Source organism: Micromonospora sp. DT227 (genome assembly GCF_049841835.1).
Classification (GTDB): Bacteria; Actinomycetota; Actinomycetes; order Mycobacteriales; family Micromonosporaceae; genus Micromonospora.
Window position 1 is genome coordinate 533,533 of the sequence record NZ_JBNCLA010000001.1, and the last position, 24,231, is coordinate 557,763.

The 24,231-nt window shown below is 72.8% G+C and carries 26 protein-coding genes; 20 read left to right on the plus strand and 6 right to left on the minus strand.

The window, feature by feature from the left end; all coding sequences use genetic code 11:
• Window positions 1-27: 27 nt before the first annotated feature.
• Complete coding sequence (locus tag ACLQ2W_RS02675) at window positions 28-1,707, minus strand: GTPase (protein WP_425785093.1); 1,680 nt, start codon at window positions 1,705-1,707, stop codon at window positions 28-30.
• Between the two features lie 55 nt (window positions 1,708-1,762).
• Window positions 1,763-3,616 (minus strand): ABC transporter, encoded by a 1,854-nt coding sequence (locus tag ACLQ2W_RS02680; protein WP_425785094.1) that lies wholly within the window; start codon window positions 3,614-3,616, stop codon window positions 1,763-1,765.
• A gap of 212 nt (window positions 3,617-3,828) precedes the next feature.
• On the opposite strand from ACLQ2W_RS02680, the gene dnaK reads away from it, so the two are divergent.
• From dnaK to ACLQ2W_RS02705, 5 genes are all read left to right on the plus strand, one after another.
• Window positions 3,829-5,697, plus strand: a complete 1,869-nt coding sequence (gene dnaK / locus ACLQ2W_RS02685; RefSeq protein WP_405091876.1) for a molecular chaperone DnaK — start codon at window positions 3,829-3,831, stop codon at window positions 5,695-5,697.
• Between the two features lie 48 nt (window positions 5,698-5,745).
• Complete coding sequence (grpE, locus tag ACLQ2W_RS02690) at window positions 5,746-6,492, plus strand: nucleotide exchange factor GrpE (protein ID WP_281933660.1); 747 nt, start codon at window positions 5,746-5,748, stop codon at window positions 6,490-6,492.
• A gap of 79 nt (window positions 6,493-6,571) precedes the next feature.
• The gene (gene dnaJ, locus ACLQ2W_RS02695; protein WP_425785095.1) at window positions 6,572-7,768 is read left to right on the plus strand and encodes a molecular chaperone DnaJ; all 1,197 of its coding nucleotides are present in this window, start codon (window positions 6,572-6,574) and stop codon (window positions 7,766-7,768) included.
• 24 nt (window positions 7,769-7,792) lie between these two features.
• Window positions 7,793-8,233, plus strand: coding sequence for a heat shock protein transcriptional repressor HspR (locus ACLQ2W_RS02700; protein WP_107158228.1), 441 nt, complete (start codon window positions 7,793-7,795; stop codon window positions 8,231-8,233).
• A 269-nt stretch (window positions 8,234-8,502) separates the two neighbouring features.
• Window positions 8,503-8,709 (plus strand): hypothetical protein, encoded by a 207-nt coding sequence (locus ACLQ2W_RS02705; protein WP_107158247.1) that lies wholly within the window; start codon window positions 8,503-8,505, stop codon window positions 8,707-8,709.
• 180 nt (window positions 8,710-8,889) lie between these two features.
• Here the strand turns inward: ACLQ2W_RS02705 and ACLQ2W_RS02710 are convergent, their stop codons facing one another.
• From ACLQ2W_RS02710 to ACLQ2W_RS02725, 4 genes are all read right to left on the minus strand, one after another.
• The gene (locus tag ACLQ2W_RS02710; RefSeq protein ID WP_107158229.1) at window positions 8,890-9,318 is read right to left on the minus strand and encodes a hypothetical protein; all 429 of its coding nucleotides are present in this window, start codon (window positions 9,316-9,318) and stop codon (window positions 8,890-8,892) included.
• Between the two features lie 171 nt (window positions 9,319-9,489).
• Complete coding sequence (locus ACLQ2W_RS02715) at window positions 9,490-10,698, minus strand: cation:proton antiporter (RefSeq protein WP_425785096.1); 1,209 nt, start codon at window positions 10,696-10,698, stop codon at window positions 9,490-9,492.
• A gap of 5 nt (window positions 10,699-10,703) precedes the next feature.
• Window positions 10,704-11,204 carry a cation:proton antiporter regulatory subunit gene (locus ACLQ2W_RS02720; protein WP_107158231.1) on the minus strand — a complete coding sequence of 167 codons (501 nt, stop codon included), beginning with the start codon at window positions 11,202-11,204 and terminating at the stop codon, window positions 10,704-10,706.
• Window positions 11,205-11,274: 70 nt separating this feature from the next.
• Window positions 11,275-11,412, minus strand: coding sequence for a GntR family transcriptional regulator (locus tag ACLQ2W_RS02725; protein ID WP_425785995.1), 138 nt, complete (start codon window positions 11,410-11,412; stop codon window positions 11,275-11,277).
• 8 nt (window positions 11,413-11,420) lie between these two features.
• Here ACLQ2W_RS02725 and ACLQ2W_RS02730 point away from each other — a divergent pair, with 8 nt between their 5' ends.
• The 15 genes from ACLQ2W_RS02730 to ACLQ2W_RS02800 all read left to right on the plus strand — a co-directional run bounded on the left by ACLQ2W_RS02730 (window position 11,421) and on the right by ACLQ2W_RS02800 (window position 24,044).
• Window positions 11,421-11,570, plus strand: coding sequence for a hypothetical protein (locus ACLQ2W_RS02730; protein ID WP_425786041.1), 150 nt, complete (start codon window positions 11,421-11,423; stop codon window positions 11,568-11,570).
• A gap of 86 nt (window positions 11,571-11,656) precedes the next feature.
• Complete coding sequence (gene clpB / locus ACLQ2W_RS02735; protein ID WP_405091881.1) at window positions 11,657-14,248, plus strand: ATP-dependent chaperone ClpB; 2,592 nt, start codon at window positions 11,657-11,659, stop codon at window positions 14,246-14,248.
• Between the two features lie 154 nt (window positions 14,249-14,402).
• The gene (locus ACLQ2W_RS02740) at window positions 14,403-14,786 is read left to right on the plus strand and encodes a hypothetical protein (RefSeq protein ID WP_425785097.1); all 384 of its coding nucleotides are present in this window, start codon (window positions 14,403-14,405) and stop codon (window positions 14,784-14,786) included.
• An 83-nt stretch (window positions 14,787-14,869) separates the two neighbouring features.
• Window positions 14,870-15,502: a DUF4178 domain-containing protein gene (locus ACLQ2W_RS02745; RefSeq protein WP_405091883.1), complete on the plus strand. Its 633-nt coding sequence runs from the start codon at window positions 14,870-14,872 to the stop codon at window positions 15,500-15,502.
• Between the two features lie 2 nt (window positions 15,503-15,504).
• Window positions 15,505-15,999, plus strand: coding sequence for a DUF2617 family protein (locus ACLQ2W_RS02750; protein ID WP_107162655.1), 495 nt, complete (start codon window positions 15,505-15,507; stop codon window positions 15,997-15,999).
• Complete coding sequence (locus tag ACLQ2W_RS02755) at window positions 15,996-16,421, plus strand: DUF4247 domain-containing protein (protein ID WP_281933638.1); 426 nt, start codon at window positions 15,996-15,998, stop codon at window positions 16,419-16,421. The genes ACLQ2W_RS02750 and ACLQ2W_RS02755 overlap by 4 nt, the downstream gene beginning before the upstream one ends.
• A gap of 30 nt (window positions 16,422-16,451) precedes the next feature.
• On the plus strand, window positions 16,452-16,874 hold the full coding sequence (locus ACLQ2W_RS02760; RefSeq protein WP_405091884.1) for a DUF350 domain-containing protein: 423 nt from the start codon (window positions 16,452-16,454) through the stop codon (window positions 16,872-16,874).
• Window positions 16,874-17,650 carry a hypothetical protein gene (locus ACLQ2W_RS02765; protein WP_425785098.1) on the plus strand — a complete coding sequence of 259 codons (777 nt, stop codon included), beginning with the start codon at window positions 16,874-16,876 and terminating at the stop codon, window positions 17,648-17,650. Before ACLQ2W_RS02760 ends, ACLQ2W_RS02765 begins: the two co-directional genes overlap by 1 nt.
• Window positions 17,647-19,215 (plus strand): polyamine aminopropyltransferase, encoded by a 1,569-nt coding sequence (locus tag ACLQ2W_RS02770; protein ID WP_425785099.1) that lies wholly within the window; start codon window positions 17,647-17,649, stop codon window positions 19,213-19,215. The genes ACLQ2W_RS02765 and ACLQ2W_RS02770 overlap by 4 nt, the downstream gene beginning before the upstream one ends.
• Before the next feature lie 40 nt (window positions 19,216-19,255).
• Window positions 19,256-20,254, plus strand: coding sequence for a hypothetical protein (locus tag ACLQ2W_RS02775; protein WP_425785996.1), 999 nt, complete (start codon window positions 19,256-19,258; stop codon window positions 20,252-20,254).
• A gap of 67 nt (window positions 20,255-20,321) precedes the next feature.
• Window positions 20,322-21,104 (plus strand): hypothetical protein, encoded by a 783-nt coding sequence (locus ACLQ2W_RS02780; protein WP_405091887.1) that lies wholly within the window; start codon window positions 20,322-20,324, stop codon window positions 21,102-21,104.
• A 72-nt stretch (window positions 21,105-21,176) separates the two neighbouring features.
• Window positions 21,177-22,106 (plus strand): hypothetical protein, encoded by a 930-nt coding sequence (locus tag ACLQ2W_RS02785; RefSeq protein ID WP_425785100.1) that lies wholly within the window; start codon window positions 21,177-21,179, stop codon window positions 22,104-22,106.
• Complete coding sequence (locus tag ACLQ2W_RS02790) at window positions 22,103-22,912, plus strand: SDR family NAD(P)-dependent oxidoreductase (protein WP_425785101.1); 810 nt, start codon at window positions 22,103-22,105, stop codon at window positions 22,910-22,912. Before ACLQ2W_RS02785 ends, ACLQ2W_RS02790 begins: the two co-directional genes overlap by 4 nt.
• Window positions 22,913-23,069: 157 nt before the next feature.
• A complete protein-coding gene (gene pyrE / locus ACLQ2W_RS02795) occupies window positions 23,070-23,609 on the plus strand; it encodes an orotate phosphoribosyltransferase (RefSeq protein WP_107162644.1) in 540 nt (179 codons plus the stop codon).
• A gap of 57 nt (window positions 23,610-23,666) precedes the next feature.
• The gene (locus ACLQ2W_RS02800) at window positions 23,667-24,044 is read left to right on the plus strand and encodes an ArsR/SmtB family transcription factor (protein WP_007073957.1); all 378 of its coding nucleotides are present in this window, start codon (window positions 23,667-23,669) and stop codon (window positions 24,042-24,044) included.
• Window positions 24,045-24,231: the final 187 nt, after the last annotated feature.

The window sequence follows — 24,231 nt, forward strand, 5'->3', positions numbered from 1 at the left end:
GCCGTCACACCGCTCCGCGCGCCCGATTCAGCGCCGGCCGGCCTCGTGCAGCGCGTCCCGTGCCGCGCCGTACCGCCCCAGCAACGCCCAGACCGGATCCAGCACGTACTTCTCGCCGACGCTGCCGACCGAGGTGAGCAGGCGCTGCTCGGCCCGGTCGCGGGCCCGCCGGGCCGCCCACCCGACCACCGGCCGGGTCAGCGCCGCCACCAGCAGCCCGGCCAGCAGGCCGCCGAGCAGCAGCACGGTGGGCCAGGGCACCTCGCCGAGCTTCGGGTGTTCCAGCGGTGGCAGGCCGAGGAAGCGCAGCGCGTACCCCAGGACCAGCCAGACCAGGCCGCCCACCGCCGCGAGCGTGACCAGCCACTGGATCGCGCCGACCACCCGCCACCAGGCCGGTCGCCGGTCCATGCCGAGGTCGGTGGCGGCGACCGCGTGGTCGAGCGCGCCCGGCAGCTCGGCCAGCCGGGACCGGGCCGCGGCGGTCACCGCGGTCGGCCACGGCGCCGGCAGGTCGGCGCCGGACCGGTCGGCCACCGCCCGGATGGCCAGGTTCAGCGCCGAGCGCTGCGCGGCGGTCGGATCGGGTACGGAGGTGGCCGAGATCAGGCTCTCGGCCGGCGCGTCCGGGTCCCGCCCCGGCAGGTGCAACCGGCGCAGCGGATCCGGGCGCAGCTTCCGCCAGCTCCGCACCAGCGGCCAGCCGGTGCTGCTCACGGCCCGGTGCCGGTACGCGCCCTGGACCGCCTGCGCCACGGTCGGCACGCCGGCCGCCCCGGCCAGCGCCCGGGTGAGTTCCCGGGCCGAGGCGTCACCCGGCCGGGTGCGTGGCGGCTCCGGCCCGACCAGCGGTTCGAGGTCGGTCACCACGGCGTCCACGTCGCCGGAGAGCCGGCGCAGCGCGGCCTGCCGCTCGGCGACCGTCTTCTCCAGCTCGGCCCGCAGCCCGGCCAGCCCGGCCGGGTCCGTGGCCACGGTGGGCAGCAGCGGCACCCCGCCCAGCCCGTCGGCGTCGAGCAGCCGGCGCAGGTCGTCGAGGACGGTGGGCAGCGCGGTCGGGTGCAACCGGTCGGCCTGGTTGAGCACCACCACTGTCACGTCCCGGTGCCGGTGGAACTCGCGCAGGTAGCTGGTGTGGATCACGCGGTCGGCGTACTTCTGCGGGTCGACCACCCAGACCACCAGGTCGACCAGGCCGAGCAGCCGGTCGACCTCCAGCCGGTGGTGGTGCTGCACCGAGTCGAAGTCGGGCAGGTCCAGCAGGACCAGGCCGTGCAGGTTGGACTCGTCGTCGCCGTCCAGCGGGCTCTCCCGGACGAACCGGTGCCGGGGCAGCACCCCGACCCAGTCGAGCAGGCGTACCGCGCCGTCGAGCGGGCCCCACACGCAGGCGTGGGCCACACCGGTGGTCGGCCGGCGCACGCCGACCGGGGAGAGGTCCATCCGGGCCAGCGCGTTGAACAGGCTCGACTTTCCGCTGCCGGTGGCGCCGGCGAGCGCGACCACGGTGTGCCGGCCGGAGAGAGCGAGCCGGTCGCCGGCCCGCTCGACCACGGTGTGCGCGGCCACCAGTTGGGCGTCCGGCACCTGGCCGTCCACCGCGCCGAGGAACCGCTGGACCGCCTGGAGGCGCGCGATCAGGACGTCCGGGTCGATCCGTTGGTCGCTTCGGAACGCCTCGCGCATCCGTCCCACGAGGTTCGTCATGATGCCGTCCTTGTTCGCGACTGCGGGGCTCGCAGGCCCGGCTCGCTCCTCGCGCTCACGGGTGGTGGCGTCCGTCCTGGTCGGTGGCGGTGGCGGTGGGCGACGGGGCGCCGTCGGCGGTGGTGAGGCCGCTGCGGTGCCGGGCCCGCTCGACCGTCACCGCCGCCTGGCGCAACGCCGCACCGGCGTCGGTGGCCGGGCGGGCGGCCTCGGTGCGGGCCAGGAAGCGGGCGGCCTCCTCGGTGAGCAGCGCGCCGACCCGGTCGAGCAGGTCCACCCGCGCCTTTCGGGACAGGTTACGCACCGCCTGGTCGCCGAAGATGGCCTGGAGCACGGTCTGCCCGGCGACCGCGGTGCCGGTGCCGGCGGCGACCTCCAGGCCGGTCGGGATGAACGCGGTGGAGGCGAAGACGCCGATCATGACGGCCAGGCCGGTGGCGTTGACCGCGTACGCCGCGGTGCGGGCCACGAACCGCCGGTCGCCGCCCTCGACGCGGACCAGCTCCAGCACCGCGCGCTGCCAGTCGCGGACCAGTTGCTCGCCGCGCGCCGGCAGGTCGGCCGACGCGTACGCCAGCTCCGGTTCGAGCAGCGCCGCGCCGGCCGGGTGCGCCTTCCAACCGGTGTACGCGTTCTCGGCCGCCTCGGCGGCCACCCCGCGCAGCAGCGTGACCAGTTGCGACTCGATCGCGGTCCGCAGCTCCGCCGCCGGGGCGGGCCGACCGGTGACCGCCGCGACCATCCGGTCCCGCAGCCGGCCGATCCGTGCCTCCAGGCTGCGGAAGAACTCGCCGGTGCCGACGAACTCCTGCCAGCGGGCCAGCACCTCGCCCCGGAGCAGCCGGCCGTCCCGGAGCCCCTGGTCGACGGTGCGCTCGGCGCCCCGGTAGGCGGCCCGGACCCGTTCGTCGAGCGCCTCGGCGGCGGCCATCTGCTCGTCGGCGGCGTCGGCCAACCCCTCGACCACCGGGTGCAGGGCGGCCAGCGCGCCGTCGAGTGTCTGCCGGACCACCGCCGAGCGGGCCTCCGCGTCGCCGGCGAGCCGGGCGAACCAGCCGCTCAGCGGCGCGGTCATCCGGTCCGGCAGCAGGCCCTGCCCGTCCACCCAGGTCTCCGGCAGCACGAACAGCGGCGCGGCGCCCAGATCCTGCGAGGCGAGCATCTCGGACAGGTGGGCGGCGATCTCGTCGGCCGCCTCGGGCGGGACCCGGTCGAGCACCATGGCGACGGCGGTGCCCCGGGCCCGGGCGCTGCGCAGCAGCTCCCAGGGCACGGCGTCGGCGTAGCGCGCGGCGGTGGTGACGAACAACCACAGGTCGGCGGCGGCGAGCAGTTGCCCGGCGAGCGCCCGGTTGGCGTCCACCACCGAGTCGATGTCGGGGGCGTCGAGGAAGGCCAGCCCGGCCGGCAGTGCCGGGGCGGTGACCAGTTGGAGGGTGCCCGGGTGCTCGCTCGGCTCGGTGGTGCGGGTCAGGCCGGGCAGCAGCTCGCCCTGGCGGAACCAGGCGGCGTCGGCCGGATTGCAGACCAGCACCGGGGAACGGGTGGTGGGCCGGAGCACCCCGGCCGCGCTGACCCGCGCCTGGACCAGGCTGTTGACGAGCGTCGACTTGCCGGCGCCGGTCGAGCCGCCGACCACCACGAGCAGCGGGGCGTCGAGTCGGGCCAACCTCGGCAGCAGGTAGTCGTCGAGCTGGTCGGTGAGGCTCCGGGCGGCGTGCCGGGCCGACTCGGCCGAGGGCAGGGCGAGCGGGAAGCGAGCCGCGTCGATCGCGGCCCGCAGGTCGGTGAGCGCGGCGGACAGGCCCGCCGTGGCTTCGGCGGGCTGGTCGTCGCCGGTGGGGGTTCCGGTGCGGGCTGCGACGGCGGGCGCGCCGGCACGGGTGGCGGAATCGCCATGCGTCGTCACCGCTAAAGCGTGCCCGACCGACGCAAGGTAAGACAACCGGACGGTAATAACGGTCAGGTTGCGTCGAGTCGACTCAACCCCGACTTGCGGTTTGCCGATCGCGTGGCACTATTGAGTCAAGTTCACTCAACTTGTGGCGCGGCTGCCTTCCGGGCGACCCCGCCGGGCAGGCCAACCGACCTGCTCACCCGTTATGAAGCGAGGAAGCGAACATGGCACGTGCGGTCGGCATCGACCTCGGCACGACGAACTCCTGCGTCAGCGTTCTCGAGGGCGGTGAGCCCACCGTCATCGCCAACGCTGAGGGCTCGCGTACGACTCCCTCGATCGTCGCGTTCGCCCGCAACGGCGAGGTGCTCGTCGGTGAGGTCGCCAAGCGCCAGGCGGTGACCAACCCCGACCGGACCATCCGCTCGGTCAAGCGGGAGATCGGCACCAACTGGACCGTCGACATCGACGGCAAGAAGTACACCCCGCAGGAGATCTCCGCGCGGACGCTGATGAAGCTCAAGCGGGACGCCGAGGCGTACCTGGGTGAGCAGATCGCCGACGCGGTGATCACCGTCCCGGCCTACTTCAACGACGGTCAGCGCCAGGCCACCAAGGAGGCCGGGGAGATCGCCGGCTTCAACGTGCTGCGGATCGTGAACGAGCCGACCGCGGCCGCCCTGGCGTACGGCCTGGACAAGGGCTCCAAGGAGCAGACCGTCCTGGTCTTCGACCTCGGTGGCGGCACGTTCGACGTGTCCCTGCTGGAGCTGGCCGAGGGCGTCGTCGAGGTCAAGTCGACGAGCGGTGACAACCAGCTCGGCGGCGACGACTGGGACCAGCGGATCATCGACCACCTGGTGAAGACGTTCCGCGGCGAGCACGGCATCGACCTGTCGCAGGACAAGATGGCCATGCAGCGGCTCAAGGAGGCGGCCGAGAAGGCCAAGATCGAGCTGTCCGCGGCCACCACCAGCAACATCAACCTGCCGTACATCACCGCCGGCGCGGCCGGCCCGCTGCACCTCGACGTGACGCTGAGCCGCGCCGAGTTCCAGCGCATGACGCAGGATCTGCTGGACCGCTGCAAGGGCCCGTTCGAGCAGGCCGTCAAGGACGCCGGGATCAAGGTCGCCGACGTCGACCACGTCATCCTGGTCGGCGGCTCGACCCGGATGCCGTCCGTCACCGACCTGGTCAAGCAGCTCACCGGCCGCGACCCGAACAAGGGCGTCAACCCGGACGAGGTCGTCGCCGTCGGCGCCGCGCTCCAGGCCGGCGTGCTCAAGGGCGAGGTCAAGGACGTCCTGCTGCTCGACGTGACGCCGCTGAGCCTCGGCATCGAGACCAAGGGCGGCATCTTCACCAAGCTCATCGAGCGCAACACCACCATCCCGACCAAGCGCTCCGAGGTCTTCACCACGGCCGACGACAACCAGCCGTCGGTGCTGATCCAGGTGTTCCAGGGCGAGCGGGAGATCGCGGCCTACAACAAGAAGCTCGGCACGTTCGAGCTGACCGGCCTCCCGCCGGCGCCGCGCGGCGTGCCGCAGATCGAGGTCACGTTCGACATCGACGCCAACGGCATCGTCAACGTGCACGCCAAGGACCTGGGCACCGGCAAGGAACAGAAGATGACGATCACCGGCGGCTCCTCGCTGCCGAAGGACGACATCGAGCGCATGCGCCGGGACGCCGAGGAGCACGCGGACGAGGACAAGCGCCGCCGCGAGGAGGCGGAGACCCGCAACGTCGCCGAGGCGCTCCAGTGGCAGACCGAGAAGTTCCTCGCCGAGAGCGGCGACAAGCTGCCGGCCGAGAACCGGGACCAGCTCAACGAGGCGCTCGGCGAGCTGCGCAGCGCCCTCGGCGGGCAGGACATCGAGAAGATCAAGGCCGCGCACGAGAAGCTGGCGCAGGTCTCCCAGCAGGCCGGCTCGCTGCTCTACGCGCAGCAGCAGGAGGGTGAGCCGGGCGCTCCCGGTGCGGGTGCGGCCGGGCCGGGTGCCGGCGCGGGTGCGACCGGCGGTCCGCAGGCCGGCGGCGCCGACGACGTGGTCGACGCGGAGATCGTGGACGAGGACAAGAAGTGACAGTCGGTCCCCGGCACGATCCGCACCGCAGAGGGATGAGGTGACCGCATGACGGACACGCCACGAGCTGCCGACCCGGGTTCCACCGGGTCGGCGCCGGGTGGCTCCGCGGGCGCCGGCAAGGACGCCGGCGACGAGCCGCGGGTCGTCATCCGCGACAAGCGCAAGCTCGGCAAGGTGACCGAGGAGCCGGCGAACGACCCGTCCGCCGCCGACGCCGCCGCCGACGCGCCCGCCGAAGGGCTGGTCGAGGAGGCCGAGGTCGTGGTCGACGAGATCGGCGGCGACGCCGACGTCGCCGGGCCCCCCGTGGTCGACGCGCCGGCCGAGCCGAGCGACGAGACCGGCAAGGCGCCGCTCGGCGCCGAGCTGGAGTCGCTCCGCTCCGACCTGGAGGAGCGCACCCGCGACCTCCAGCGGGTGTCGGCGGAGTACGCCAACTACCGCAAGCGGGTCGACCGCGACCGCAACCTGGTGCAGGAGCAGGCGACCGGCGGGGTGCTCACCGCACTCCTGCCGATCCTCGACGACCTGGACCGGGCCCGTGAGCACGGCGACCTGGTGGGTCCGTTCGGCAGTGTGGCCGACCAGCTCACCGCCGCGCTGGGCAAGTTCGGCCTGACCGCGTTCGGCGAGCAGGGCGACCCGTTCGACCCGACCCGGCACGAGGCGGTGGCGCACCAGACCTCCGCCGACGTGACCGAGCCGACCTGCGTGCAGGTCATGCGCCGGGGCTACCAACTCGGCGAGCGCCTGCTGCGGCCGGCCCTGGTCGCGGTCGCGGACCCGGAGTAGTGCCGACCCGTGACGTCCCGCCCGCCCGCACCGGGCGGGCGGGACGACCGGGATTCGACCCGTGGAAGGGGGTGGACCGGTGAGTTCCAAGGACTGGCTCGAGAAGGACTACTACGCCGCGTTGGGCGTGGACAAGTCCGCCTCCTCGGACGAGATCAAGAAGTCGTACCGGAAGCTGGCCCGGGAGTCGCATCCGGACCACAACCCCGGTGATGCCGGGGCCGAGGAGCGGTTCAAGACCGTCTCCGAGGCGTACGCGGTGCTCGGCGACGAGAAGAAGCGTCGCGAGTACGACGAGATGCGGTCGCTGTTCGGCTCGGGCGCGTTCCGGCGCGGCGCCCGCGGCGCGGGCCAGTCCGGGGGCACGCCGTTCGACGTCTCCGACCTGTTCGGCGGTGGCGGCGGTGGTGCCGGCGGTGGTGGCGACGCCCGGTTCGGTGGCGGCGGCTTCACCGACCTGTTCAGCACGATCTTCTCCGGTGGCGGCGCCGGCGGCGGGGCACGCCCGCGCGGTCCGGCCCGGGGCCGGGACGTCGAGGCCGAGGTGGCGCTGGACTTCTCCGACGCGGTCCGCGGCGTCACCCTGCCGCTGACGCTGCGCGCACCAGGGGTGTGCGACACCTGCCACGGCAACGGCGCGAAGCCGGGCACCACGCCGCTGGCCTGCCCGGTCTGCCACGGCGCCGGCGTGACCACCCGCAACCAGGGGTCGTTCAGCTTCTCCGAGCCGTGCCGCAACTGCCAGGGTGTCGGCACGATCGTCGAGGAGAAGTGCCCGGAGTGCCACGGCAGCGGCGGGGTCACCAAGACCCGCACGCTGACCGTGCGCTTCCCGGCCGGGGTGGCCGACGGCCAGCGGATCCGACTGGCCGGTCGCGGCGAACCCGGCGACCGGGGCGGCCCGGCGGGAGATCTGTTCGTGCACGTGAAGGTGCGCCCGGACGAGCTGTTCGGACGCACCGGGGACGATCTGACCCTGAACGTCCCGATCACGTACGCCGAGGCGGTGCTCGGCACCGACCTGCGGGTGCCGACCCTGGACGGCACGGTGACGTTGCGGGTGCCACCGGGTACCCCCGCCGGGCGGGTGTTGCGGGCCCGCGGCAAGGGCGTCGTACGCAACGACGGCCGCGCCGGTGACCTGCTGGTCACGCTCGACGTGGTGGTCCCGGCGAAGGTGTCGGACGAGGCGCGGGCGGCGCTGGAGACCTTCGCGGCACAGACCCCGCCCGCCGCGCGGGAACATCTCGACGCGCGGGTACGTCGATTCAGTTGACGGCGGCAGCGGAGGTGAGCGGGCATGTCGGAGGAGTACGTCGGCTCGGGTGACCCGGCCTACGAAGCCAAGATTCTGATGATCTCGGTGGCGGCGCGAATGGCGGGCATGCACCCCCAGACGCTGCGCCAGTACGACCGGCTGGGCCTGGTGCAGCCCGGCCGGGCGGCCGGCGGCGGTCGCCGGTACAGCGTCCGGGACGTGGTGCTGCTGCGCGAGGTGCAGCGGCTCAGTCAGGACGACGGGATCAACCTGGCCGGGGTCAAGCGGATCATCGGGCTGGAGCGGCTGCTGGAGGAGGCGCAGCAGCGGGTGGCCCGGCTGGAGGCGGAGCTGGACGCCGCGTACCGGCGGATCGCCGAGCTGGAGTCGCTGGGTGGCTTCCCCCGCGGCGACCTGGTGCCCACCAACCGCACCTCCACCGCGCTCGTGGTCTGGCGTCCCCGCCGTACCCCCGATCGCTGACACCTGCTGCTCGCGCTCGTCCGAGGGCCGGCACGTCCCCGCTGTTCCCGGGGCCGTTGCCGGCCTTCCGTCGTCTCTCCCATTGCCCCCATGGCTGCAGAGCAAGTGGGTGGAACGCCATGGCTGTCTCCGGGCCGCGGAGGGATCCATGGCGTTCCACCGGTGCCGGCCGGAGGTTGCGGAAGTGGGGGTGCGGCGGAGTGGATTCCACTAGGCTTCCGATCAGGGATGAAAGCCCTGAAACGGAATCCGGGCTGGCGGGGGGAGCCATGGCGGAACCGGCGAAGAAAGTGGCGGAACGCGCGGAGGAACGCCTCGAGAAGGTGGCCGAGAACGTCAAGGAGCGGTTCGACCGGGTCACCGAGGGCCGCTTCAGCGACAAGGTCAAGGAAGGGCGCTTCGCCGACCAGACCGACCACGGTGTGGACCGCGCCAGGGACGACGAACGGCGCAAGAAGCAGGGCGGATCGACCTGACGGTCCGCCGACGAACGGGCCGGGACCCACGGGGGGCCCCGGCCCGTTCGCCATTTCGCGCGGGCCGGACGCCACTCGGCCCACCCTGACCGGTGATCATGAAGTTGGCGGCATCGGTGGAGATCGACACCGCCGTCAACTTCATGATCACGGCGGAGGCGGGGTGCGGCGGGTGGGGGGTCAGAGGCGGCGGTTCTCGCGGACCAGGCCGCCCTCGCACCAGTCGCGGTAGACGAAGAGATCCGGGCGGGCGAGCAGCACCCGGCTGTTGTGCGCCCAGTTGCGCATCAGGTCGTCGCCGGTCCGTTCGGCCTGCTCGACGAGCTTGCGGAAGCGGCGTTTCGGGTGCGCGCGGAAGTTCGTCCGGATGCCGTCGGCGGCGTAGATGTAGAGGCAGTGCAGCGCGAACCGGCGGGCCGGGCAGGACCGGTCCATGGCCAGGTCGAACAGCGTCTGCACCAGGTGGTCACCGGCGACCAGCAGGTCCCAGTCCGGTGGCATGGAGGCCAGTGGCACCGAGTCCGGTTGGTACGCCCAGGCCCGCAGCTCGGCGGGCGAGGGGTCGACCGGGTTGGCGAAGCCGTGGAACGTCTCTTCCCGCACGTTCACCGGCCGACCTTCCGCTGACGCTGACGGGGGCTCCGGCCACCCGCGGACCCTGGCTGCTGGGGCGACACGTTAACGCGCTTCGGCGGAGCAGTGGTAGCCCTTCCCGGAATCAATTTGACAACCGTTGGCCGGGCCGGACCGGCTGAGCAGCCGATCAGGCCCGGCCACGGGTCAGTCGCCCACCGGCACCGTGACCGGTCGGGTGGCGGCGGCACGTCGGCGCAGCCACTGCTTGAACCAGGGGGTGTCCGGCAGTCGGGCGAGCAGCGGACCGGTCACCACCGTGATCAGCACGTACGCGGTGGCGAGCGCGGCCAGCTTCGGCTCCACCGGGTAGACGGCCGACACGGCCAGCCCGGCGATGACGATGGAGAACTCACCGCGCGGAGTGAGCGCCAGGCCGGCCCGCCAGCGTCCGGGCTCGGCGATCCCGGCCCGACGGGCGGCCAGGTAGCCGGTGGCCACCTTCGTCGCCATGGTCACCACGGCCAGCAGCAGCGCGGGCAGCAGCACCGGCGGCATGTCCAGCGGGTTGGTGACCAGCCCGAAGAACACGAAGAAGACCGCGGCGAAGAGGTCTCGCAGCGGCGACAGCAGTTGGGTGGCGTGGTGCGCGACCGGCCCGGACAGCGCGATGCCGACCAGGAACGCGCCGACCGCGGCGGAGACCTGGAGCTTGGCCGCGATACCGGCGACCAGCAGGGTCAGGCCGAGCACGCCGAGCAGCAGCGCCTCCGGATCCTTGGCGGAGAGCGCGGTGGAGATCAGGTGCCCGTACCGGATCGCCACGGCCAGCACGACGACCACGGTGAACACCGCGATGGCGAGCGCGATGCCGCCCTTCATCAGGCCGACCCCGGCGAGCAGCGCGGTGACCAGCGGCAGGTAGAGCGCCATCGCCAGGTCCTCGATCACCAGGACGGAGAGGATCACCGGGGTCTCCCGGTTACCGACCCGGCCCAGGTCGCCGAGCACCTTGGCGATCACGCCCGAGGACGACACCCAGGTGACGCCGGCGAGCACCACGGCGGCGACCCAGCCCCAGCCGAGCAGCAGCGCGAACGCGAAGCCGGGCAGCGCGTTGAACACCGCGTCGATGAGCCCGGCGGGCGCGGCCGAGCGGAGGTTGCCGACCAGTTCGTTCGCGCTGTACTCCAGGCCGAGCATGACCAGCAGCAGGATCACGCCGATCTCCGCGCCGACGGCGAAGAACTCCTCGCTGGCGTTGAGCGGCAGCAGGCCGCCGTGCCCGAAGGCGAGGCCGGCCAGCAGGTAGAGCGGGATGGGCGAGACGCCGACGCGACGGCTGAGCCGGCCGAGCAGGCCGAGCAGGAGCAGCAGCGCGCCGACCTCGACGAGCAGGATTTGGGTTTCGTGCATACGCGTCAGCCGTCCGGGTCGGTCTCGGCGAGGATGGAGGTGACGCCGTCGAGCCCCTGTCGGGTGCCGACCACGACGACCACGTCGCCGGATTCGAACCGGAAGGTGGGGTCGGGCGAGACGTTCACCTCGCCCTGACGCAGCACGGCCACGATGGACGCGCTGGTCCGGGTGCGGGCCTTCGTGTCGCCGAGCCGCCGACCGACGTACTTCGAGCCGGCCGGGATCACGATCTGCTCGGTCAGCAGCCCGGCGGCCTGCTCGCGCAGCCCGGAGAGTTGACCCAGCATCAGCGACGCGCCGAGGATGTCGGCCAGCGCCTCCGCCTCGTCGTCGGTCAGCGGTATGTCGTGCTGACAGGAGTCGGGATCGTCCGGGTCGTAGAGGACCAGGTCGCGGCGGCCATTGCGATGGGAGACCACGCCGAGCCGGCGGCCGGATTCCGTCATCAGGTCATGACGTACGCCGATTCCCGGTAAGGCGGTCTGTTCGACACGTACTCGCACGCCGGTGAGGCTACCTCTGCCAGGCACATGCTGCTCCCGGAGCCGAGCCACCACCCGGATGCTCGTGGAATCAGGAGGCGTTGCCGCGGGGGGTGACATAGGTGCCCTTGCCCTGGTGCCCCTCGACCAGCCCTTCGGCCTGGAGGATCAGCAGCGCCGAGCGGACCGGCTCTGCGGAGACCTGGTAATGGGCGATCAGCTCGCGCAGCGAGGGCGTTGGGCGGGATCACCGTCTCGGCCGAGGACGACCAGGGCGTACGCCACTGGGTGTTCTGCGACCGCAAGCTCGACGGCGGCCGGCGCTGCGTGCTGCGCGCCGACCACGTGACGCCCTGCACCGCACGTCTCCCCGGCCGGAGACGGTGACTCAGGTCACACGGGTGGAGTTGAGCGGAATAGACTCAACTCTGGTTGTGTCATGTCCAGTCGACACGCCGATCCCGGGGGAGCCCATGAACACGGAACGCCTCACCACCAAGAGCCGCGAGACCATCACCGGTGCCGTCGCGCTGGCGAACCAGCGCGGTCACGCCACCGTGGAGCCCTGGCACCTGCTGCTGGCCCTGCTGGACACCGACGGCTCGACCGCCGCCGGCCTGCTGCGCGCCGTCGGCGCCGACGCCGCCGAACTGCGCCGGGTCGCCCAGCGCTCGGTCGACGCGCTGCCCGCCGCGCGCGGCTCCAGCCTGGCCGAGCCGACGTTGGCCCGGGAGTTCGTCAACGCCATCGGCGCCGCCGAGCAGATCGCCCGGCCGCTCGGCGACGAGTACACCTCGACCGAGCACCTGCTCGCCGGGCTGGCCCGGGTCGGCGGCGCGGTCTCGGTCGCGCTGAAGAACGCCGGCGCCACCGAGGAGAACCTGGTCGCCGCGTTCCCGACCGTCCGGGGCGGGGACCGTCGGGTCACCACCGCCGATCCGGAGCAGACCTACCAGGCGCTGGCCAAGTACGGCGTCGACCTGACCGCCAGCGCCCGCGACGGCAAGATCGACCCGGTGATCGGCCGGGACTCGGAGATCCGCCGCGTGATCCAGGTGCTGTCCCGGCGTACCAAGAACAACCCGGTGCTGATCGGTGAGCCGGGCGTCGGCAAGACCGCCATCGTCGAGGGCCTGGCCCAGCGCATCGTCGCCGGTGACGTGCCCGAGTCGCTGCGGGACAAGAAGCTGGTCTCGCTGGACCTGGGCGCGATGGTTGCCGGCGCGCAGTACCGCGGCCAGTTCGAGGAGCGGCTCAAGTCCGTGCTGGAGGAGATCAAGAACTCCGACGGGCAGGTCATCACGTTCCTCGACGAGCTGCACACCGTGGTCGGCGCCGGCAAGGGCGAGGGCTCGATGGACGCCGGCAACATGCTCAAGCCGATGCTGGCCCGCGGCGAACTGCGGATGGTCGGCGCGACCACGCTCGACGAGTACCGCGAGCACATCGAGAAGGACCCGGCGCTGGAGCGCCGCTTCCAGCCGGTGCTGGTCGGCGAGCCGACCATCGAGGACACCATCGGCATCCTGCGCGGGCTCAAGGAGCGCTACGAGGTGCACCACGGCGTACGCATCACCGACGCCGCGCTGGTCGCCGCCGCCGCGCTCTCCGACCGCTACATCACCGACCGGTTCCTGCCGGACAAGGCGATCGACCTGGTCGACGAGTCCGCGTCCCGGCTGCGCATGGAGATCGACTCCCGCCCGGTCGAGGTCGACGAGATCGAGCGGGCGGTGCGCCGGCTGGAGATCGAGGAGATGGCGCTGGCCAAGGAGCCCGACGCCGCCTCCGCCGAGCGCCTGGCGCGGCTGCGCAAGGAGCTGGCCGACAAGCGTGAGCAGCTCACCGCGCTCTCCGAGCGTTGGCAGACCGAGAAGAGCCACATCACCAAGCTCTCCACCGCCAAGGAGGAGCTGGAGCGGCTCGGCGGCGAGGCCGAGCGGGCCGAGCGGGACGGCGAGCTGGAACGCGCCGCCGAGCTGCGCTACGGCCGGATCCCCACGCTCAAGGGTGAGCTGAAGCAGGCCGAGGAGGAGCTGGCCCGGCTCCAGGCCGACGGCGCGATGCTCAAGGAGGAAGTCGGCGCGGACGACATCGCCGCCGTGGTCGCCTCCTGGACCGGCATCCCGGCCGGCCGGCTGCTGGAGGGCGAGACCGCCAAGCTGCTCCGGATGGAGGAGTCGCTGCGGGCCCGCGTGGTCGGCCAGGCCGAGGCGGTCGGCGCGGTCTCCGACGCGGTCCGCCGCGCCCGGGCCGGCGTCGCCGACCCGGACCGCCCGACCGGCAGTTTCCTCTTCCTCGGCCCGACCGGCGTCGGCAAGACCGAGCTGGCCAAGGCGCTCGCCGAGTTCCTCTTCGACGACGAGCGGGCCATGGTCCGCATCGACATGAGCGAGTACGGCGAGAAGCACTCGGTGGCCCGCCTGGTCGGCGCCCCGCCCGGTTACGTCGGGTACGAGGAGGGCGGCCAGCTCACCGAGGCGGTGCGCCGCCGGCCGTACTCGGTGATCCTGCTGGACGAGGTGGAGAAGGCCCACCCGGACGTCTTCGACATCCTGCTCCAGGTGCTCGACGACGGGCGGCTCACCGACGGCCAGGGCCGGACGGTGGACTTCCGCAACGCCATCCTGATCCTCACCTCGAACCTGGGGTCGTCGGTGATCAGCGACCTCACGCTCGGCGAGGAGGAGCGCCGGGAGGGGGTGCTCGCGGTGGTCCGGTCGCACTTCAAGCCGGAGTTCCTCAACCGCCTCGACGACATCGTGGTGTTCGCCGCGCTCCAGGGCGAGGACCTGCGGGCCATCGTCGACATCCAGCTCGACCGGCTGCGGCGCCGGCTGGCGGACCGTCGGCTCGGCATGGACGTCACCGACGCGGCCCGCACCTGGCTGGCCGACCACGGGTACGACCCGATCTACGGCGCGCGCCCGCTGCGCCGGCTGGTGCAGTCGGCCATCGGTGACCGCCTCGCGAAGGCGCTCCTGGCCGGCGAGATCCGCGACGGCGACACGGTCCAGGTCGACCTGGCCGACACCAAGGACGCCCTGACCGTAACCGCCGCCTGACGGATCCCCTTCCCCGGCTCGGGGCCCCGCCGGACCGGCGGGGCCCCGCCCCCTTCCGGCGATCATGAGGTTGGCGGTGCGACACGCCGTCGTGGTGCCGGACAACTTCATGGTCAACAGCGTCGGGTCGGGGCGGAGCGGGCAATAGGAGGGCATGGTGGGGATGGGGAAGAAGGACCGGGAACTGGACGCCGCCGTCCGGCAGCTCGCCGAGGCGGACACGCTGGCGTTCGGCGGGGTGGGGTTCGCGGGGCAGATCCTGCCGGCCACGGACGCGTACCGGCACATCGAGCGGGCACTCGCCGACCATTCCGAACGCGCCCGGAAAGAGGTGGATCGGCTGCTCCGGAAGGGCTCGCCGGCCGGGAAGGCGTACGCGGCCACGCTGCTGGAGACCGTCGACCCGGCGGCCGGGCGGAACGCCTGGGAACGGCTGCGCGACGACGACGGCGAGTTCACCACGTTCCACGGTTGCGTGATGGGCCGCACCACGCTGCGTGAGTACGCGGCCGAGCGACTCGCGGCAGACCGTAGCTGACCCCACACTCAGCGAACAGCGCTTCGGCCGAGGTGCGCGGGGTTGTTACCGTCTCCGCCAATGCAGGTTGGGGGGAGGCGGTCATGAACGGTTCGGTGGCGTACGTGGTGGCCACGCTGGGGTGCCTGCTGGGGGTGGCCGGCGTGGTGATCGCCGTGATCGCGCTGCGCAGGTCCCGCTCGGCGCCACGCCCGAAGGCGGCACCCGGTGACCCGTTCCGGGACCGGGACTCGGACGCGCTGCGCGGCGACCCGCGCGCGCTCAAGCCCGGCGACATCGTCGAGATCCGCCAGGTGCCGTACACCGTGCGCGGCTCGGTGCACCTGGTCGAGGGCGGTTGGAGCTGGGCGGAACACCTGCTCGACGACGCCGGCGGCGTGAAGCGCTGGCTCTCCGTCGAGGCGGAGCCGGACCTGGAGATGGTGCTCTGGGCCAGTGAGCCGGGGGCCACGGTGACGCCGGGCGCCCCGACGCTGGAGATCGCCGGTCGCCGCTACAACTGGGACGAGTCCGGCCAGGCGCGCTACACCGCGACCGAGGGCACCGGCCTCGACCCGCGCGGCACCATGCGCTACCACGACTACCAGGCACCCGGCGGGGCCCGGTTGTCCTTCGAGGCGTACGGCGAGGCCGGCTGGGAGGTGAACCTCGGCGAGGAACTGCGCCGCGCCGAGGTGATGATCTACCCGCAGGGCGGCCCGGACCAGGTGAAGTGAGCGTGCTCGTCGCCCTGCAGACCCCGTACGTCGACAGCCGCGCCGCCGACCTGAGCCTGACGCTCGGTGGCCCGGAGCTGCCGGCGCTGGCCGTCCGCGACGTCGACCTGCCCGGCGGGACCCGGCTGCGGCTGCGCCTGCTCGGTGCCTCCCACCAGGTGGTCCTCGGCGGGCTGACCGAGACGGTCGCCTGCCTGCCCGGCCGCCGGCCGCACCTGCCGGACACGCTGCACGACGCGACCGCCGGCTACCGGTTCACCGCCACCGTGCTGCGGCCGGCTGGCGACGGCCTGCGTACCCGGGTCGCGGCGCTCCGCGCCGAACTGGCCGGCGACCCGTTCGCCCTGGTCGGGGTGTTTCCCGGCGACGAGGACGCGGTCACCGCGCTCGCCGTCCGACCCGACCCGCCGGGCGGCCCGGTCGCCTGGCGCACCTGGCACGCCTACCCCCAGACAAACGAGCTGGTCCTGACCGAGACGGTGGTGGAGGAGCTGTGACGTACCGACGGTGGTTCGTGGTGGGCGTGGCGGTCGCCGTGGTCGGCGCGCTGGTCGCCGCTTTCGCGATCTTCTACGGCAACTTCTCGCCACGCGGCTACGTGCAGGACCACTACTCCCGGGCGTCCGGTCGGGACATCGGCTCGCAGGCCGTCGCGTACACCTCGAACCGGTCGCCGAGCCAGGTCTCGAAGGAGATTACCGACACCTGGCAGCCGGCCGACCAGTACGTCGACGGCAGCGGCGTGTACCTGCGCTACGACGACGACTCGGTGGTGATCCTCCCGCTCGCCGTCGGCTCGGTGATCCTGCTGGAGCGGATGTCCACCGCGTACCCCCGGTACCACAGCGTCGTCGGCAACAGCTGGGGCTGGGGCCGAGGCAGCACCGTCCGGGGCGGCGGCCCCGGCGCCGGCAAGTAGCCCGTCCGACCCCCTCACCCTGGAGTTCCTGTGCAGCATCTCGTCACCGATCTGCTGGTCACCCTCGCCTATGGCGTGGTCGGCGTGGTCCTGATGGCCGTCGGCTACCTGCTTGTCGACCTGGCCACCCCCGGCAAGCTCCACGAGCTGATCTGGGCCGAGCGCAACCGCAACGCCACGCTGCTGCTCGCCTCCAACCTGGTCGGCGTCGGCACCGTCGTGGTCGCCGCGATCGTGGCCAGCGCCGACGACTTCATGCTCGGGCTGGTCGGCGCCGCCGCGTACGGGTTCCTCGGTCTGGTGATCATGGCGGCGGCGTTCGTGCTGCTCGACGTGGCCACCCCCGGCAAGCTCGGCGAGCTGCTGGTCGACCCGGACCCGCACCCGGCGGTCTGGATCTCCGCCACGGTGCACGTCGCCACCGGCGCGATCATCGCCGCCGCCATCAGCTGATGACCAACAGCAAGACCACCGCGACGGGCGCGCAGAAAAAGCGCCAACAGGTGCTGATCTGGACGGTGATCATCGGGGTCACGGTCGGTGCCTGCGTCCTCGGGGCGATCACCGGCGACTCGGACACCACCGTTCCCGCGCCAGCCGCCGACGAGCGCTCCGGCACCGTGCCGATCCTCCAGGCCGCGGCCGACAGCCAGGGCATCTGCTACGGGTGGCGACTGCTCGACGGGTACGACCCGGTGAGCGTCGGCTCCAACCTCGGCGACGGCACCCCGGTCGAGGACGCGGCCGGCTGCGCGCGCTGGATCGAGGTGACCGCCAACGTCTTCTACACGTCGTCCAGCAGCGAGTCGAACGACTCCGCCGCGATCCGGGTCCGAGGCTCGTCGGACATCGAGTTCTCCGACCTCTCCGCGATCGAGTCGGGGCTGGGCCGCTTCGGGCTGGACGAGGACGCGTTCGTCGACGAACCGGGTTGGGCCGTCACCCGGGCCGCCACGATGCTGCCGCTGCTCGCCACCGAGCGAGGGCTGGCCGACCCGGCCGCCGTCCTCACCGCCGAGCCGGCCACCCCGGCCGCACCGCTACCGGACGCCGGCAGCGACTTCTGGCGGGACCGGTGGGTCCTGCTGCTCACCACGGTCGGGCTGTTCCTGGCCGCCGCGCTGTTCATCGCCGTGGGCGTGCGACAGCGAAACCGGCAGCGCCGGGAAGCCGGGCCCGCGCAGCGCGCCGGGGCGGGACCCGCCGGGCGTACCCGGGAGGAAGCGTGACCGTCGACGTGCCCGCGCGGCCGCGGTGGCGCGCGGCCCGCGCGGCGGTCCTGCTCGCGGTCTTCGTCTGCGCGGCCTGCGGCCTGGTGTACGAGCTGGCGCTGGTCGCGCTCGGCAGCTACCTGATCGGCGACGCGGTCGGGCAGGCGTCGATCGTGCTCGGCGTGATGGTCTTCGCGATGGGCGTCGGCGCGCTGGTCGCGAAGCCGTTGCAGTCCCGGGCCGCGCCCGCGTTCGCCGCGATCGAGCTGACGCTCGCGCTGCTTGGCGGCCTCTCCGTGCTCGGCCTCTACGCGGCGTTCGCCTGGCTGGACCTCTACGGCCCGGCGCTGGTCGGCACCGCGTTCGTGCTCGGGCTGCTGATCGGCGCGGAGATCCCGCTGCTGATGGTGATGCTGCAACGCATCCGCGAGCAGTCCGCCGGCAGCGCGGTGGCCGACCTGTTCGCCGCCGACTACGTGGGCGCGCTGCTCGGTGGGCTGGCCTTCCCGTTCCTGCTGATGCCGATCTTCGGCCAGCTCAAGGGCGCGCTCGTGGTCGGCGCGGTGAACGCCGTCGCCGGGGTGGTGCTGGTCTTCACGGTGTTCCGCGACGAACTGAGCCGCCGGGCGCGGGTCGGCCTCGGCGCCGGCTCCGTCGTGGTCGCGCTCCTGCTCGGGTACGCCTGGGTGACCGCCCACGACTTCGAGGTGACCGCACGCCAGCAGCTCTACCGCGACCCGGTGGTGCACGCCGAGCGCAGCCGCTACCAGGAGATCGTGCTGACCCGCTCGGTGCGGGAGGTCGGCCACACCGACACCGACCTGCGGCTCTTCCTCAACGGTGACCTCCAGTTCAGCTCCGTCGACGAGTACCGCTACCACGAGGCGCTGGTGCACCCGGCGATGCGCGGGCCGCACGGTGACGTGCTGGTGCTCGGCGCCGGCGACGGGCTGGCGGCGCGGGAGATCCTGAAGTACCCGGACGTGCGCTCGGTGACGCTCGTCGACCTCGACCCGGCCGTGGTGACGTTGGCCCGCAGCGAGCCGCAACTGCGCGACCTCAACCACGCCTCGCTCACCGACCCCCGGGTACGGGTGCTCAACCTGGACGCGTTCGGCTGGCTGCGGACCGCCACGCAACGCTTCGACGTGGTGATCGCCGACCTGCCCGACCCGGACGAGACGGCCACCGCGAAGCTCTACACGGTCGAGTTCTACGCGCTGGTCCGGCCGGTGCTGGCCCCGGGCGGGCGGCTGGTGGTGCAGTCCGGCTCGCCCTACTTCGCGCCCCGGTCGTACTGGTCGATCGAGCGGTCGGTGCGGGAGGCGGGGTTCGCCACCGTGCCGTACCACGTCGACGTGCCGAGCTTCGGCGACTGGGGGTTCGTGCTCGCCGCGCCCGGCGACGCCGCGCCGGAGCTGGCCCTGCCGGCCGACGCGCCGCCGCTGCGTTTCCTCACCCCGGCCGTGCTCGCCGCCGCCGCCACGTTCCCCGCCGACCGTGGCCGGGTGGACGTGCCCGCCTCCACGCTGTTGCAGCCCAGGGTGCTGGAGTACGCCCGCGAGGAGTGGCGCGGCTACTAGGTTTCGGAGCATGCGGGCACACCATCGGCTGGTCCGCCGGCTGCCGACCCGGGCGATCGGCGCCGCCGCGTACCTCCAGGCGTTCGTGCTCTCCGGTGTGGTCACCGTGCTGGCCGTCCGGGCCTACCTCCAGGCCACCAACTATCCGCAGCTCGGCGGCGGTGGGCTGCACATCGCGCACGTGCTCTGGGGTGGCCTGCTGCTCGTCGTCGGCCTGGGCATCGCGCTGGTGTTCCTCGGTGGTGGGCCGCGCACCGCCGGCGCGGTGGTCGGCGGCGTCGGGTTCGGGCTCTTCATCGACGAGGTCGGCAAGTTCGTCACCGCCCGCACCGACTACTTCTACGCGCCCGCCGCGGCCATCATCTACGTCGTGTTCGCCCTGCTGGTGCTGCTCACCCAGGCGGTACGCGGGCGCACCGGCCGGGGCCGGCTGACCCCGGCCGAACGCACCGCCAACGCGCTGGACCTGGTGCTCAGCGGCCTGCCCGGTGGGCTGACCGACAGGCGTCGGATCGCGGTGCTGCGCCTGGTGCAGGGCACCGGGCCGGCCACCGAGGCGGCCCTGGCCCAGGTGCTGGACGCGGTGCCCCGCCGGGAACCGCCGCCGGTGCGATTCTGGCAGCGCGGGGCGGCGTGGGCCCGACGCCTCGCCACCTGGGCGGTGGGCCGGCGCTGGCTGGTCTGGCCGGTGGTGCTCTGGCTGGTGGTGGAGCCGGTGGTGACCGTGGTGGCGGTGGTCGTCGACGGCGTGACCGGCGCGCTGGACCAGGAACGGGAGTGGGGCGCGGTGCTCGGGGTGAGCGCCACCGCGCTGGTCACCGCCGTGCTCAGCCTGCGCGCGGCCTGGCTGCTGCGCCGGGACCGGACCGAGGCGTTCCGCCTGTTCAAACTGGCCATCCTGGTCGACCTGCTGTTCGGGCAGGTCTTCAACTTCACGGTCAACCAGTTCGGCGCGGTCTCCGCGGTCGCGCTCGACCTGGCGCTGCTCGGCGTGGTCACCGCCGAGCACCGGCGGCTGCGCCGCGCCGCCGATCACTGAGCCCTTCTGCCGTGCTCACCTGGCCCGGGATCGCTACGGTGGTGATCTCATCCAGGGAGGGAGAATCATGGTCGATGCTCCGGGCACCTCGCCCCGCGCGCGTCCCAGTGTGGTGACGCTTTCCAGTTGGCTGCTCATTCTCGTCGCCGCGATCCAGGTGCTGAACCTGATCGTGACGCTGTCCGTCATCGGCAAGATCCGGGACGTGCTGAAGGACGCGTACGCCGGCACCTCGGCCGAGTCGGCCGGTGACATCGCGTACGCCTTCACCATCGGCACGTCGATCCTGTCGCTGCTGCTGGCGGCCGGTCTCGTCGTGTTGGCGTTGCTGAACAACCGGGGCAAGAACGCCTCCCGTATCACCACCTGGGTGGTGGGCGGCATCCTGTTCTGCTGCACCGGTGGCAGCCTGCTCAACGGCGTCTCCGGCGGCACCATGGGCGGCGGCAACACCAGCGGCGACCTGCCCAGCGGGCAGGAGATCCAGCGCCGGCTGGAGGACGCGCTGCCGTCCTGGTTCGCCCCGGTCAGCACGCTGCTCGGCGTCGTCGCGCTGCTCGCACTGCTGGGCGCGCTGATCCTGCTGGCGCTGCCGAAGTCGAACGAGTTCTTCCGCAAGCCGAAGGCGGGCTGGGAGCCGCCGGTGCCGGGTGGTGCCTACCCGGCGTACCCGTCGGCACCGGGCCAGTCGGCCGACCCCGGCTACCCGTCGGCCACGGGGCAGTCGGGCGACCCGTCGTACCCGGCGTACCCGTCGACCCCCGACCAGCCGCCGACCACGCCGCCGCCGGCCGGGCCGACCGGTCAGCCGGGCGAGCGCCGTGACCCGGAGCCGCCTTCCGGAAACTGACGTCCGGATATCAGCGACGCCGACGGTCCCTCCGAGTAGGTTGCAAGCCGACGCCTACCGGAGGGACCTGTCGTGTCGTACCCCGATCGGGTCGCGCCCCGCCGGCCGGGCGCGGTCGTCGCGGCGGTGGCCGTGCTGCTGCTGATGGCGGTCGGCGCCGTGGCGTACGCGGCGACGAACCTGGTGATCGCCGGCGGCACGGTGGACCGGTTCCGGGCCGCCGCGGCGGGCACCGACGCGGGCGGTGACGACATCGACCGGGTCGCCGGCCTGCTGCGCGGCTCGACCGTGCTGACCGCCGTGCTCGGCGTGCTGGCCGCGCTGTTGCTGGTCGGGCTCGCGCTCGGGCTGCGCGCCGGCCGCCCCGGCGCACGGGTGGCCACCTGGGCGGTCGCCGGGCTGGGGCTGCTCTGCGGCTGCTGCGGGTTCGCGACGCTGGTCGGGCAGCGGGCCGCCCCGCTGCGGCTCGGCGCCGACGACCGGGTCACCGCCGATCTGCTGGGGCTGGTCGGTGACGCGTACCCGGACTTCTGGCTCGCGGCGAACGCGGCCATGTTGGTCGCGCAGATCATCGGGTACCTGGTGGTCGTCGCGCTGCTCGCGGCGCCCTCGGCGAACGCCTTCCTGCGCCGTCCGGCCCCGGCGCGGTCCGGCCCGGCCACCGGCTACGGCGCGACCGTGTCCGGCGGGCCCGCCTCCGGGCCGACGCCCTGGGGCCCGCCACCCGGCCTGACCGCACCGACCGGGCCGACCGGGCCGGCCGCGACCGCACCGACCGAGCCCTCGACGCCACCCGCGTCCGCGCCGCCACCCCCTCCGTCTGCGCCCCCGTCGTTGTCGTCGACTCCGTCCGCGCCACCCGCGTCCGCGTCGCCGATGCCGCCGTCTGCGCCGCCGATGCCGCCGTCCGCGTCGCCGATACCGCCGTCCGCGTCGCCGATGCCGCCGTCCGCGTCGCCGTCGTCCCCGTCCGGCTCGCCCCCTCCGGAGGATCGTCCATGACCGACGCCGCCGTACCCGTCCGTCGCCGGGCCCTCATCACCGGCGCCAGCCTGGGGATCGGCGAGGCGTTCGCCCGCCGGCTCGCCGCCGACGGGTGGGACCTGGTGCTGGTGGCCCGGGACGCCGCCCGGCTCGGCGCGTTGGCGGCCGAGCTGACCGGCCGGCACGGCGGCGCGGCGGAGACGCTCCCGGCCGATCTGTCCACCGACGACGGTTGGGCGATGGTCGAGCGCCGGCTGACCGCCGGCTCGCCGGTGGAACTGCTGGTGAACAACGCCGGGATCAGTCTGGACACCCCGTTCGTCAGGTCGGCCGTCCCGGACGAGGTGCGGTTGGTCCGGCTCAACGTGCTGGCGGTGCTCCGGCTCACCCACGCGGCTCTCGGTCCGATGATCGAACGAGGTCATGGGGCAGTGATAAATGTCTCTTCGGTTGCGGGTTTCGGGGTACCCATGCCGGGATCGACATACTCCGCCAGCAAGGCGTGGGTGACCAATTTCAGTGAGTCGATCGGTCAGTCGGTGGCTCCGCTCGGTGTACGCGTGATGGCGCTCTGCCCCGGCTACACGCGCACCGGAATTCACGAGCGAACCGGCATCGACATGTCCAGACTGCCCGCCTGGGCCTGGCTGCGGCCCGACTCCGTCGTCGATGAAGGGCTGCGTGACCTGCGCAAAGGCAAATTGGTGAGCGTGCCGGACTGGAAGTACAAGCTGGCCGTGGCCGGGCTGCGGCACGCGCCGAAACGGCTGCTGCGCGGCTTCACGCGCGACACCCGGGGAGCTGTCGACCGGGCTGGTGGGTGACCTGGCGGTGCTGCGGACGATCGGGTCGATCCGTCGCCGGACCGGGATGGACGGTCGCACAGCGTAGCCGGGCATAGCCACTCATCGGTCGCTCACAGGGTTGACCGCGGTGGACCCCACAGACGGCGTACAGACTCGGGAAGTACGCTCTATCGCCATGGGGGACCACGACGACCTGCGTAAATTCATCACTGACCTGGCTGTGGTTCACGGTCGGGTGGTGCTCTCGTCGGGCCGTGAAGCGGACTGGTACGTCGATCTGCGTCGCGTCACGCTCCATCACCAGGCCGCTCCACTGATCGGACGGGTGATGCGCGACCTCACCGCGGACTGGGCGTACGACGCGGTCGGTGGCCTGACCCTGGGCGCCGATCCGGTGGCCGTCGCGATGCTGCACGCCTCGGCCGGCACCGACCGCCCGTTGGACGCCTTCGTGGTCCGGAAGGCGGGCAAGGCGCACGGCCTCCAGCGCCGGATCGAGGGCCCGGACGTGTCCGGGCGTCGGGTGTTGGCGGTGGAGGACACCTCGACCACGGGCGGAAGTGTGTTGACCGCCATCGAGGCGTTGCGTGAGGCGGGGGCGGAAGTCGTGGGCGTGGCGGTTATTGTTGATCGAGGCGCCGGCGACGCGGTGCGAGCCGCCGGACTGCCTTATCGGGCGGCCTATACGTTGGCTGACCTCGGCCTTGTGGCCTAAAAGTTTGCCGATTCGGATCTGCTGATATGCAGGCGGATCGATGCTGCTGGTGGAAGGATGGAATACGTGGGAACTGCGTTGGCTGAAATGACCATGCCTCAGATCTCGCCGCTTGCCGGCGAGCCGATCGAACGCGCCGACGCCGAGCGGCTGGCGGGGGTCCTCAAGGCCCTCGCCGACCCCGCCCGGCTGCGGCTGCTCAGCCTGATCCAGTCGGCTCCCGAGGGGGAGGCGTGCGTGTGTGACCTCACCGCGCCGCTCGGCCTCTCGCAGCCGACGGTCAGTCATCACCTGCGTATCCTCACCGAGGCCGGCTTGCTGGAGCGGGAGAAGCGCGGTGTCTGGGCGTACTACCGGCTGGTGCCGACCGCGATCGCCACGATCGCGGATCTGCTCACCCCGCCGCGGAAGCGGGCCACCAAGAAGGCTCGCTGACATCACGGCCCGTTTGTGGACGGGTCGGCCGGTCGAGGCCCGGCGCGCTGACACGCGCGTCGAACCCGACAGGCCGTTCCGCCCGGATGCGGGTGGCCGGTGGCGTGCCAGGGGTGGCGCCATCGACGCACGGTGACGGCTGCCGTCATCCGTGTCACCCGCGACCCGACAGGTCGGACGCGAAGGC